Source organism: Colwellia sp. MB02u-6, from assembly GCF_014077095.1.
Lineage (GTDB): Bacteria > Pseudomonadota > Gammaproteobacteria > Enterobacterales > Alteromonadaceae > Cognaticolwellia.
In genome coordinates this window covers 1-11,963 of sequence record NZ_JACGVG010000032.1, presented here as the reverse complement: position 1 = coordinate 11,963, position 11,963 = coordinate 1, and the positions used below count along the sequence as shown (strand labels likewise).

Genomic DNA, 11,963 nt, shown 5'->3' with positions numbered 1-11,963 from the left:
ATATGCAAATTTTACAATTAAAAGAAACTGTTGCCTTTATGCGCTACCGCAAGGTGGCCTTGATCTTCAGTATTGCACTCATGCTAGCTTCGGTTGTCTCATTGGCGACCAATAAGCTTAATTTTGGCTTAGACTTTACTGGTGGTACTTTAATCGAAATTGGTTTCGATGAATCGGCTGATTTGACAAAAGTTCGCGCTATTATGGACTCAAACGGTTTTGATGATGCTGTAGTTCAGTTATATGGTTCAAGCCGTGACGTGGTAATTCGTTTATCACCACGTGAAGATGTAAAAGCAGAAATGCTAGGTAACCAAGTACTTGATATTTTACAAGCAGGTACTGGGCAAACTATTGATATGCGTCGTATCGAGTTTGTTGGGGCGAGTGTCGGCGATGAGTTAGCAGAGCAGGGCGGTTTAGCTATGTTAACTGCGCTGATCTGTATTTTAGTCTATGTTGCTTTTCGTTTTGAATGGCGTTTTGCCTTAGGCTCAGTTATCGCGTTATTTCATGATGTATTGTTGACGTTAGGCTTGTTCTCTGTTTTACAGTTACAGTTTGATTTAACGGTACTTGCAGCGATACTGGCGGTAATAGGTTATTCACTCAACGATACCATAGTGGTCTCGGATCGTATTCGAGAAAATTTTAGAAAAGTGCGTTCTGGTACGCCTGAAGATGTGATCAACATTTCTTTAACACAAACCTTATCACGGACCGTTATTACGTCAATTACCACCTTATTAGTACTTTCAGCTTTGTTCTTTAAAGGTGGAGCGCTAATACATGGTTTTGCAACAGCATTATTATTAGGGGTTTTTGTCGGTACTTACTCATCAGTTTATGTGGCCAGCTCGGTTGCGTTGGCATTAGGTATTTCTAAAGAAGACTTAATTCCTGAAGTGATTGAAAAAGAAGGTGCGGATCAAGAAGAAATGAGACCGTAAAACGCCCTTAGCGCTTATGATTATATTTCATTAAGGCTCGCATTATGCGAGCCTTTTTTTGATCGGCACTTTATAACTCATGGCTTTATTTACTCGCTGAGCTATTCTATGCGAAGAAATATCGATCAAGGTAAGGTGTATATTTTAATAATAGTTTATGCTGGTGATTAAATAATCCATTGATTGCTTATCTAAACCAAGATGAGTACTGACAAAGTTACAGAGAGGGGGGATTACTTTATATTCAGTGAATATATGGTGTTGGCGCATTAAAAAAGCCAGTAAGCAAACTCACTGGCTTTTTATCTATAGGATGTAAGGTCAGTTTTTTGTTCCAGACAAAAAATAAGTACCTACATCCATCCACCTGAGTACTGCAACGATCACGCTACCGCTCTTAACCATAAATGGTTGCTTTTCGATCCATAGCCTTACAGAGCATTAGTGCATCTCGGTAATTACCCTAATGACATATCTCCATGTAAGAACATACACGTAGTAAGGAGACCTACAAACTATTTTAGTGGTAATATTGGTTATAACTGCGATTGAATATAGTTTTGTAAACCGATAGTTTTAATTAGACCTAGTTGTTGTTCCAACCAGAAGGCATGATCAACTTCAGTATCGTCTAATAATTTTTCTAGAATCTGACGCGTTACGTAATCTTTTTCCTGTTCACACAGCGCAATAGCGGCTCTAAGCGCTTTTGCATCGGCATATTCTACATCTAAATCACTTTGCAGCATTTCAGGCACAGTCTTACCAATATTTAAGCCTTGGCGCGTATGCATATCAGGTATACCTTCTAAGAATAAAATACGCTGAATGAGCATTGAGGCATGTAACTTTTCATCGTCAAATTCGTGATCGATACGTTCAAATAACTTATTCATGCCCCAATCTTCATACATCCGAGAATGAATGAAATATTGGTCCATTGCGGCTAGTTCATAGGAGAGTAGGCCGTTTAATGCTGCAATAACTTGCGTATTACCTTTCATATTATTTTCCTTCTAAATGGTCTAGCTTAAGCCGTTTACAGCTGTGCCTGAATAAATTTTTCAATACCCATAGCGTTAATTTGGTATTGCTGAGTTTCCAGCCAATCTAAATGCTCTTCTTCGTCATTGAGTATAGTGTCTAACATTTCGCGGCTGACATAATCTTGTTGTTGTTCACAAATAGTAATGGCGTTACGCACTACCGCAATTTGTGCGGTTTGAAAACCAAGATCACAACGGATCATTTCTTCGGTATGTTCACCGATAGCCAGTGGTGCTAACTGTTGTAAGTTAGGTAGGCCTTCAAGAAATAATATTCGCTCGATAACCTTGTCAGCTTGCTTCATATCGAGGATTGATTTTTTATAGCACTTGCTGTTTAAGGCATTAATACCCCAATTTTTGTACATGCGAGCGTGTAGAAAATATTGATTAATCGATGTTAGTTCACTGGTGAGTACTTTATTAAGTATGGTGAGTACTGAGGTGTTGCCTTTCATTAGCATCTCAAATTTAAGTTAATTAAATATTGACTGCAATTATAGAAAGAAAGTAGGTAAATGAAAAGGATAGATTAAAAAAGCACTTAAAAACAATAGCTTGAGGGGTTTGTACGTTATCAGTTACAGTCAGGTTATTAACCTAAGTGGGCTCTTTAGCCGACTTCTTTAAATAAGCTCTCATTGATAATCGTGTTATTAATAATATTTTGAGCAACCTTGACGCAAGTACCACACTGCGAACCTAATGGTAAGTGCTGTTTTAAATCACGGATAGACCCAACACCAGATTCAGTGACTAATTGTTTAATTTGATGATCTGTAATGCCCTTGCAAATACAAACAAACATGATAATAATTCTCTGGTGATTGATAACACGATTGATAATAGTTCTTATTTAGTTTCGTTTCAAGAATTAATTTGTGCTTTTTATTAGTACACTGATAAGTCTAATAATTAAAATTATTAGAGCGTGTTCGGCATTTTATTACCCAGGTACGTTAAGCACGCTTTATTTTAATATAATCATTTTATAATAAAATTATTATATAACTATTTCGTTATTAAGTGGCTTGGGTTATTATCACCTAAACTGAGCATTAACCAGAAGAGCAGCAAATGAACCCAACTGAGTTTTATAAAAATTTGGCTGATGATATACGGCTTAAAAGTATATTGCTGATTGCCCAAGAAGGTGAGCTTTGTGTTTGCGAACTCATGGCGGCACTTGCTGAGTCTAGTCAGCCAAAAATATCCCGACATTTGGCGCTATTAAAAAGTTCGGGCTTATTATTAACACGTAAACAAAAACAATGGGTTTTTTATAGCATTAATCCTGATATAGCCAGATGGGCACAACAGGTTATCAGTTTAACCTTAAAAGAAAATATCGACTTTATTACTCCACATCTGCAAGCATTACATCTTATGGGCGCTAGACCTGAACGTATTGCAAGTTGTTGTGAGTAAGAGACGCCAAGCTTAAATAAGCCTAATCACTTAGCTTGCTAAGTGATTATAAAATAAATTTTGACAGGAAAATCACCATGACAATTAAAATTGGTATTAACGGTTTCGGCCGTATTGGACGTTTATCGATGCGGGTAGCCTATGGCTGGGATGATGTTGAAATTATTAAAATTAACGATCCTGCTGGTAACGCAGAAACCTTAGCACATTTACTTAATTTTGATTCAATACATGGTATTTGGCAACATCAGGCGCAGCATAAAGCTGAAAATATAGTGATTAACAATAATGAAATTACCTGTAGCCAAAATAGCACTATTGCCGACACGGATTGGTCAGGTTGTGACGTGGTTATTGAAGCAACGGGTGTGATGAAATCTACAGCATTACTGCAAGCTTATTTAGATCAAGGGGTTAAACGTGTGGTCGTTACTGCGCCAGTGAAAGAAGACGGCGTATTGAATATTGTTATGGGCGTTAATGATGACCAATACGACAGCGACAAGCACCCGATAGTCACTGCTGCATCTTGCACCACTAACTGCCTTGCCCCCGTGGTAAAAGTTATTCACGAAAATATTGGCATTAAACATGGTTCAATGACCACCATTCATAATATCACCAATACGCAAACCATCTTAGATGCACCGCATAAAGATTTACGTCGTGCCCGTGCTTGTGGCATGAGCTTAATTCCAACCACTACCGGCTCAGCAACGGCTATTACCCATATTTTCCCGGAACTTAAAGGTAAGCTTAATGGCCATGCGGTACGAGTGCCACTGGCTAATGCGTCAATTACCGATTGTGTTTTTGAGCTAGAACGAGCCACAACAAAACAAGAAGTGAATGATTATTTACAAGCGGCGGCGAATGGCGAGCTAAAAGATATTTTAGGTTTTGAACAGCGGCCACTGGTTTCAATTGATTATAAAACCGATCCACGCTCGTGCATTATCGACGCACCCTCAACTATGGTGGTTAATGGCACACAAGTTAAACTTTATGTTTGGTATGACAACGAATGGGGCTATGCAAATCGTACAGCGGAAATCGCTCGTATGGTGGGTCGCTCTGATCTGAATAGTTAGACATAAAACTCACCAAGTTAAAAGCTAAAGTAGATTTGCATAAATGACAGCACTCAGTGACCTATCAGTTCAGGTAAAACAGTATTTGATGATCACCGGTAATTATTGGGCATTTACCCTAACCGACGGTGCGCTGCGGATGTTGGTTGTGCTGCATTTTTATCAGCTCGGCTATAGCCCGCTAAATATCGCGTTGCTGTTTTTGTTTTACGAAATTTTTGGCGTAATCACCAATTTAGTCGGGGGCTGGTTGGGCGCTCGTATCGGGCTAAACAAAACCATGAATATTGGTTTGGCCTTACAAATCATCGCTTTGGTTATGCTACTGGTGCCGAGTAGTTTTCTCACTGTGGCCTATGTCATGGTGGCGCAAGCTTTGTCTGGTATTGCTAAAGACCTTAATAAAATGAGCGCAAAAAGTGCCATTAAACTTTTAGTACCAGCAGGGCAGAGCGGTAAGCTGTATCAATGGGTAGCACTATTAACAGGCTCTAAAAATACCTTGAAAGGCATCGGATTTTTTCTTGGTGGCGTGTTGTTAACCTGGTTAGGTTTTACTGGCGCCATTGCACTGATGGCGGCCATGTTAACGATTGTGTGGCTGTTAAGTCTGTTTAAGTTACAAGCAGACTTAGGTAAAGCTAAATACCGACCTAAATTTAAAGAGATACTATCCAAAAGCCGAGCGATTAACTTACTTTCAGCCGCGAGGTTATTTTTATTTGCCGCGCGTGATGTGTGGTTTGTTATCGCTTTACCTGTTTTTTTAGCCACCGAATTCGCTTGGTCGCATAGTGGGGTCAGTGGCTTTATGGCTGGTTGGATCGTGCTTTATGGTCTGATGCAAACGCTCGCGCCAAAATTAACTAAAAAACCTGCCAATAAAGCACCCACAGGCAGAGATGCCGCAATATGGGGTACTATATTGGTTGTGGTTCCTGCAGCAATGGCGCTTGCCTTACAGAGCGATTTCTCAACGAAATGGGTGGTTATTATTGGTTTAATGGTGTTCGCGGTTTTATTTGCCATTAATTCGTCATTACATAGTTTTTTGATTGTTGATATGGCGGGTAAAGACGGTGTGTCGCTTGATGTGGGTTTTTATTATATGGCTAATGCCTGTGGCCGGTTGTTAGGTACTGTACTTTCAGGCTGGGTTTTTCAGCTTTATGGCTTAGTGGCCTGTCTATATATATCAGCAGTTTTTATTGCTTTCGCTGTGCTATTTGCCGGCTTAATTAATCCCGCTAGTGGTGATTTGACCAAGCAATCAAGCAACCGCGCTTAATTAGGCGAGATACACTTGATGATGGTGTTTAGGTTAAATAGGGTAGTTTAGTTACTCTACCTTTATTGGTAGAGTTAACTTTTAAGGTGTTTTTTATATCTTTCCAAGCGGTGATCTTACCGCCGACATTAAGTTTTTCAAAACCTAAGCTAGCGGCTTTATAATCATTAATATCGACAGTTAACGCTAAAAAGCTGAGTAACTGTTTATAGCTCTGACTGTCGCTAATATCTATCGATAAAAAGTCATCTTCCCTATCTTGAAAATACTGATAAACCTGGCTTTGATGTTGTTGGTAGCATTGTGCTAAAAACTCAAAATCCTTGATGTTATCTAGATTATAGGGCGTAAATATTGTTTGATAACAGCGTTTAATTATTGGGTTAAAGCCACCATCGTCGCGAATAAGGTTGGTATGCATACGGGTGAGTAACTTCTGGATGGAAGGTAGCCATTTATCCATAGTACGCGCTAAGTAGATAAACTTAGCATTGGGATAAGCTCTATCTAAATATTGATAATCACAAAATATTGGCGTGTCGGCGATCACTTGCGCTTCAGCGAATGAACGATCGGTATACGCGGTATGTGCAACATGAAAACCTAGCTCAAGCATAGCAGCACAAACACTGGTAGTACCGGTTCTAGGTAAGCCAATAATAAATATTTTGTTCATAATATTTGCGATATTGTTGCTGAAAAATGCATTATTGTAAAAGGTGAGTGCCGCGTTGTATGAGCTGAAGACAATAAAAACTTAGTATATTTAGTGTTTTATGACCCAGTAACAAAATTTGTGACAGGGTTAGTTTAAAGCACAATTATTTATTGCGATCAACCGAGACCTGCAAGTCTTTTAAAATACCGTCGTGCAAATTATAAACAAAGCCATGCACGGTAACATCTTGTTTTATATCCCAAGCTTTCTTTAAGATAGTTGTGTTACAAACGTTGGCAACTTGTTCTATCACATTTAATTCGCAGAGCAATTTTAGTCGTTCAGTTTTATTTTCAACAGCATCTAAACGCGCTTTATGAAAGCGATAGACATCTTTAATATGATGTAACCAATTATCAATTAAACCATGGCTTTGATTGTCTAAAGAAGCAATGACGCCGCCACAGCCATAATGTCCACAAACAATGATGTGCTTTATTTTTAAAACATCAACCGCAAATTGAATGACAGACAGGCAATTTAGGTCAGTATGGATAACTTGATTAGCAATATTACGGTGCACAAAAACTTCACCCGGTTGCATACCCAGTAATTCATTAGCCGGCACGCGAGAGTCTGAGCAACCTATCCATAAATATTCAGGATTCTGTTGTTCTGATAAATGCTTGAAAAAATTAGGATCTTCTTGTTTTATCTTGTCAGCCCATTGCTGATTATTGTCAAATAAATGCTGTATTGAACTCATTGGGGGAACAACTAAGGAAAATATACCGTGATTCTAAGTTGTTACGCTAACAAGTAAAGAAAAAACTGGTCTTATATCTGAGGTTATTAGCATAGCTATGGATAAAGTGATGAGTTTTGCTCAAGATGATTACAGCGTTAATTAAAAGTATTTACTTTGCCTTGGCCATAATTAGTTATAATAACGCTATTAACCTTAAATTGGAGAATAATGTGGCTGCTGCATGTGCCCGTCATATCTTAGTTAAAAGCGAAAAGCTTGCGCAAGAATTAAAGGCTAAAATCGCCAAAGGGGCTGACTTTGGACAGTTAGCCAAGAAAAACTCAACTTGCCCATCAGGTAAGAAGGGTGGGGATTTAGGCGAATTTAAGCCGGGCCAAATGGTAAAAGCGTTTGATGACGTGGTTTTTAAAAAAGCGATATTAACGGTACATGGTCCAATTAAAACCAAATTTGGTTATCATCTTATTCAAACTATTTATAGAAACTAATAATAGAGAAAAACTAAGTCCTAGTAAGGCTGAGTAGTTATACAGCTCAGTAGTTATAAAAATTGAAGGGCTATCCACTTAGCCCGACCAACTACTACATTTTGTGGTTCCTTTCTTTTATCATTTAGGTCTTGTTCGTGCGCAAAGGGGAAGTTAGCTACTCGTTAATTCTAATGTCCGCTTGAAGCTCAAAGCTGCCGTTCGTATTCGATTATTAAACGTTAACTATGATTTTTTTAGAGACATTTGACTTTACGATCATAACGATTACCTAAAATATTCAATATGCTAATGAAGACTGTACACTATTAAACTATCTTAATTACACGTAGCTACGTGTAGGTGCTTGCCATCGGGTACAACATAAACTGAAGCAGTACCATTACGTTCATCAGCCTTTTTTATTCCTTAGCTTTTAAAAACTGAAATAATTTTCAAAGTACCATCATTGAGCTTTGCCAAGGTTAATAAGGGTTATCGGATTTAGAGGCTACAAACACACGCGATTCATTTGGTGATGTTGTAATATATCCTTCTCCTCTAAGCCCACTAACCTGATACAGCATTAACAGCCAAGGCATTATCAATGTCATTTGAATCGCGTGGCAGACCTAAAGGTGTGATGTTTCACTCTGATCAAGGCTGTCATTATACCAGTAAAAAACCCCGTCAATTATTATGGCGATATCAAATAAAGCAAAGTATAAGTCGTCGTAATTGCTGGGATAATGCGCCAATGGAACGATTTTTTAGAAGCTTTAAATCAGAATGGATGCCAACTGTGGGCTATAAATCTTTTAATGAAGCTAAAACCGCCGTAGTTAATTACATTACTGGATATTACAGCAAAGTCAGGCCTCACCGTTATAATGGTAAGTTAACACCGAATGAGTCTGGGCGAAGATATTGGAAAACTTACAAATACGTGGCTAATATTACTTGACCACTACACACTGAGGATGAACTCAGTAAGCTCAGAGGTGATCTCCTCTCGACATAGAGACCGTGATTATTGTGCGTCATTGAGAAGCCTTGGCCCATGATAGACAGTGACTTGATCAAATCTGGTATGGTCATCGTTGAAGCTAGGAGCTTACGATTTAAGTTCCTAGCTAGCTATTTATATTACGATTTTCCCAGCATTTTTTCCATTTGATGAACTCTATGGCAGGCATCGGTTTTGCAATGACATAGCCCTGCAGTTCGTCACAGTTCAGGGTTGTCACCAGATCCAAATCCTCTTGAGTTTCCGCGCCTTCAGCGACCACTTTCATACCCAGCGAGTGGCCCAATTTCACGCTTGACTCGAAGATGGCGCGCGCCACGGGATCGTTAGCGGCACCGAAAACGAAAGCTCGATCCACCTTAAGCTCCGTAAAGGGCATCTGCTTGAGCTTCTCCATGCTTGAGTTCCCGGTGCCGAAATCATCAATCGACAAACCGAATCCCAGGAGCCGCAACCGGGTGATAATTTCGAGGCTGGTGGTAAGGTCACGTATTATGCTGCTTTCCGTGACTTCCAGCATCACCTGGTGAGTTTCTATACCCGCCTGGCGCACGATACTGGCCAACACATCGGGTAAATCGAGGTGCTGGAGGTTGTCAACTGAGATATTGACCGAGACCCTTAACGCATGGCCCTGGCGCGTCCACTCGCCCAGATAGCCCATCGCCTTGGTAAATATCTGCAGGGTCAGCGTGTCGATCAATCCATGCGCCTCCGCCACTGGGATCACGGCGAGCGGTGAGATAATGCCTTGCACCGGGTGACGCCAACGCAGTAGGCACTCAGCTCCAAGCACACGCTGGCCATTGACCGCTATCTTGGGCTGAAAAAACAACTCCACGCACCCCGTCTCCAGGCCCTCGCGAACTTCATCGGGTGTCAGCAACTCTAGCGGGCTCTGGATCTGTGTTTTTGGCACGGCACCGCTGAGCTTCTTCAGCAGCGCGTACAGCAATGCCTGATCAATGGGTTTTTCAAGCGCACCAACATAGTTCAGCTTATGCTCCATCAGCAAATTTCCGACCGTGTCGAGTAAACGTGCGTTAGCGCCGGACAACAGGATTACCGCGCCCTCGTAATTCAAATCCGACACATGGCGCAAGCATTCAATGCCGTCCATCTCCGGCATCTGGAGATCGCAAAACAGCAATTGGAACTGCTCGACTGCTCCAGCGACCTGAGCCAAGGCCTCTGTGCCGCTGTTGGCACGACTGATATTCTCGATACCCCACTGGCTTAGCACTTCCTCGATGATATCCAGCATGAATTCGTCATCATCCACCAGCAGAACGCGCAGCGATTTGATCTCATCTGGAAGTGACATCGGTGTAGTCATTTCGTTTTCGGTTGATACATTCATACTCTTTCTCCTTTAATTCTGAATCGGTAAGACAACGCCAGTATCAACTCATTTCGCGTTCTATCTGCAGGGCGATTTGGTCGATCAGCGGCTGCAGTTGCACCAGCAGCGTCTGCGTTTTCTGCCAATCTCCGGCTTTGCTGGCCACCTCTAGCGCTTTATACAGTTCGGTCGAACTCCACGCTCCCACCGAGGCCGCCGCTGATTTTTGTTTGTGGCACAGCCCGGCAAGTCGTTGCAGATCGTCATTGTCGTGCGCGGCCTGCATCTCGGCCAACGCCACGCGTGACGTCTGCAAAAATTTCAGTGCGAACTTTGCGATTTTGACTGAGTCATTTCTGAGCAGCTTGTCCAGTACGGTCAGATCGATTGGCGCTACTTCAGTTGCTTCGGCGCCGTCAGGCAACCACTTGACCAGCTTCCGATACAAATCATCCGCGTCGATCGGCTTGGTCTCGAAGTCATCCATCCCGGCATCTAGGCAACGGCGCCTATCCTCGGCCATGGCGTTAGCGGTCATGGCGATAATGCATTGGCTTGCCAGTGCAGGCGTCGCCCTGATCCTGCGCGTGGCCTCAAAGCCATCCATGACCGGCATCTGCACGTCCATCAGCACGATATCGAAGCGCTCGTTGGCCAACAGATCCAGCGCTTCTTGCCCGTTTCCGCAAAGCCTGACTACCACGCCGCATTGCTCCAGCAGCTCTTCGATCAGATCCTGGTTGAACTCATTGTCCTCGACCACAAGAATGCGTTTGCCCTTCAGCCTCAATAGCGAGTTGGCTGACGGCATCACGGAAGCCCTGTGATTAATAACCTGGCTCTGATCGCCGCGCCCAAAAAGTACCGTGAAGCAAAAACTGCTACCGGCCCCGAGCACGCTCTCGATCCAGATACGCCCCCCCATCAGCTCGACCAGCCGCTTGCTGATCGCCAGACCCAGCCCCGTACCGCCGTACTTGCGAGTGGTCGAGGTATCGACTTGGGTGAAGGCCCCGAACAGCCCATCGGCCTGCTTCTGGCTGAGACCAATGCCGCTGTCGATCACCCGGAACTCAAGCTCGACTGACTCTGATGTTGCTTCCTTCAGTGCCACTAACACGCTGACGCCGCCGGCAGAGGTGAACTTCACCGCGTTGGACACCAGGTTCAACAACACTTGCCCAATACGCAGGGGGTCTCCTAGAAGATACGGCGGCACCTCAGGCTCGATCTTCGTGTTGAAGTACAAACCCTTGTCCCGCGCCAGGTAATAGAGATTCGATTCGAGAACACTCATGCTCCCCTCTAGGGCGAAGTGCACCTGTTCCAAAACGAGCATGCCGGCATCCATCTTGGAGAAATCGAGAATGTCATTAATGACACCCAACAGACCCCGGGCCGATTGGTTCACTTTGGCAATGTACTGGTGTTGCTTGTCGTTCATATCAGTTTGCAAACACAGCCGCGACATCCCGATAATAGCGTTCATCGGCGTGCGGATCTCGTGGCTCATGTTGGCAAGAAACTCGCTCTTCGTGAGGTTGGCGGCCTCTGCGTCCTTCATGGCAACCACCAGCGCTGACTCAGCGCGATCACGTTGTTCACTGTCGGTCGCGAGCGTGCTGATCATCTTGTTGATATCGCCCTTGAGCATGTTTACCTCGCCCAGGGCATCGACCGTGATCTTCTGTGACAGGTCGCCCTTGGCCACCGCAGTGGTCACCTCTGAGATCGCGCGTACCTGCGTGGTCAGATTATTCGCCATCGCGTTGACGTTGTCGGTCAGCTCCTTCCAGGTGCCATCGACGCCCGGCACTTGCGCCTGACCGCCCAGCGTACCCTCGGTACCTACTTCGCGCGCCACCCGCGTCACTTCCTCGGAGAAGCGATTAAGCTG

Annotated in this window: 12 protein-coding genes and 1 pseudogene; 6 read left to right on the top strand and 7 right to left on the bottom strand. The window is 43.0% G+C overall.

All coding sequences use genetic code 11. The features are described from left to right. The first annotated feature begins 2 nt into the window (after window positions 1–2). A complete protein-coding gene (secF, locus tag H4J46_RS08195) occupies window positions 3–950 on the top strand; it encodes a protein translocase subunit SecF (RefSeq protein ID WP_182233037.1) in 948 nt (315 codons plus the stop codon). A gap of 536 nt (window positions 951–1,486) precedes the next feature. Here the strand turns inward: secF and bfr (H4J46_RS08190) are convergent. The 3 genes from bfr (H4J46_RS08190) to H4J46_RS08180 all read right to left on the bottom strand — a co-directional run bounded on the left by bfr (H4J46_RS08190) (window position 1,487) and on the right by H4J46_RS08180 (window position 2,804). Continuing rightward, window positions 1,487–1,954, bottom strand: coding sequence for a bacterioferritin (gene bfr, locus H4J46_RS08190; RefSeq protein ID WP_182233036.1), 468 nt, complete (start codon window positions 1,952–1,954; stop codon window positions 1,487–1,489). A 35-nt stretch (window positions 1,955–1,989) separates the two neighbouring features. Beyond that, a complete protein-coding gene (gene bfr, locus H4J46_RS08185) occupies window positions 1,990–2,454 on the bottom strand; it encodes a bacterioferritin (protein WP_182184261.1) in 465 nt (154 codons plus the stop codon). 155 nt (window positions 2,455–2,609) lie between these two features. Continuing rightward, window positions 2,610–2,804, bottom strand: a complete 195-nt coding sequence (locus H4J46_RS08180) for a (2Fe-2S)-binding protein (protein ID WP_182233035.1) — start codon at window positions 2,802–2,804, stop codon at window positions 2,610–2,612. A 269-nt stretch (window positions 2,805–3,073) separates the two neighbouring features. On the opposite strand from H4J46_RS08180, the gene H4J46_RS08175 reads away from it, so the two are divergent. From H4J46_RS08175 to arsJ, 3 genes are all read left to right on the top strand, one after another. Further along, on the top strand, window positions 3,074–3,424 hold the full coding sequence (locus tag H4J46_RS08175) for a metalloregulator ArsR/SmtB family transcription factor (RefSeq protein ID WP_182233034.1): 351 nt from the start codon (window positions 3,074–3,076) through the stop codon (window positions 3,422–3,424). Between the two features lie 77 nt (window positions 3,425–3,501). Next, entirely contained in the window at window positions 3,502–4,515 is a 1,014-nt protein-coding gene (locus H4J46_RS08170; protein ID WP_182233033.1) for an ArsJ-associated glyceraldehyde-3-phosphate dehydrogenase, read from the top strand. A gap of 43 nt (window positions 4,516–4,558) precedes the next feature. Next, on the top strand, window positions 4,559–5,803 hold the full coding sequence (arsJ, locus tag H4J46_RS08165; RefSeq protein ID WP_182233032.1) for an organoarsenical effux MFS transporter ArsJ: 1,245 nt from the start codon (window positions 4,559–4,561) through the stop codon (window positions 5,801–5,803). 28 nt (window positions 5,804–5,831) lie between these two features. On the opposite strand, the gene H4J46_RS08160 is transcribed toward arsJ, so the two are convergent. Together H4J46_RS08160 and can are read right to left on the bottom strand one after the other, a co-directional pair. Further along, window positions 5,832–6,479 (bottom strand): sulfotransferase, encoded by a 648-nt coding sequence (locus H4J46_RS08160; protein WP_182233031.1) that lies wholly within the window; start codon window positions 6,477–6,479, stop codon window positions 5,832–5,834. A gap of 145 nt (window positions 6,480–6,624) precedes the next feature. Further along, entirely contained in the window at window positions 6,625–7,227 is a 603-nt protein-coding gene (gene can / locus H4J46_RS08155) for a carbonate dehydratase (protein WP_182190623.1), read from the bottom strand. A 212-nt stretch (window positions 7,228–7,439) separates the two neighbouring features. Between can and ppiC the strand changes: the two genes are divergently transcribed. Then, complete coding sequence (ppiC, locus tag H4J46_RS08150) at window positions 7,440–7,718, top strand: peptidylprolyl isomerase PpiC (RefSeq protein WP_182135705.1); 279 nt, start codon at window positions 7,440–7,442, stop codon at window positions 7,716–7,718. A 553-nt stretch (window positions 7,719–8,271) separates the two neighbouring features. Next, window positions 8,272–8,661: pseudogene (locus H4J46_RS08145) on the top strand (integrase core domain-containing protein); the annotation flags it as partial. 169 nt (window positions 8,662–8,830) lie between these two features. Here H4J46_RS08145 and H4J46_RS08140 read toward each other — a convergent pair. Both H4J46_RS08140 and H4J46_RS08135 read right to left on the bottom strand, forming a co-directional pair. After that, window positions 8,831–10,084: an EAL domain-containing protein gene (locus H4J46_RS08140; protein WP_182233029.1), complete on the bottom strand. Its 1,254-nt coding sequence runs from the start codon at window positions 10,082–10,084 to the stop codon at window positions 8,831–8,833. A 43-nt stretch (window positions 10,085–10,127) separates the two neighbouring features. Next, window positions 10,128–11,963, bottom strand: a 1,836-nt coding sequence (locus H4J46_RS08135; RefSeq protein WP_182233028.1) for a hybrid sensor histidine kinase/response regulator, incomplete at its 5' end; no start/stop codon positions are given.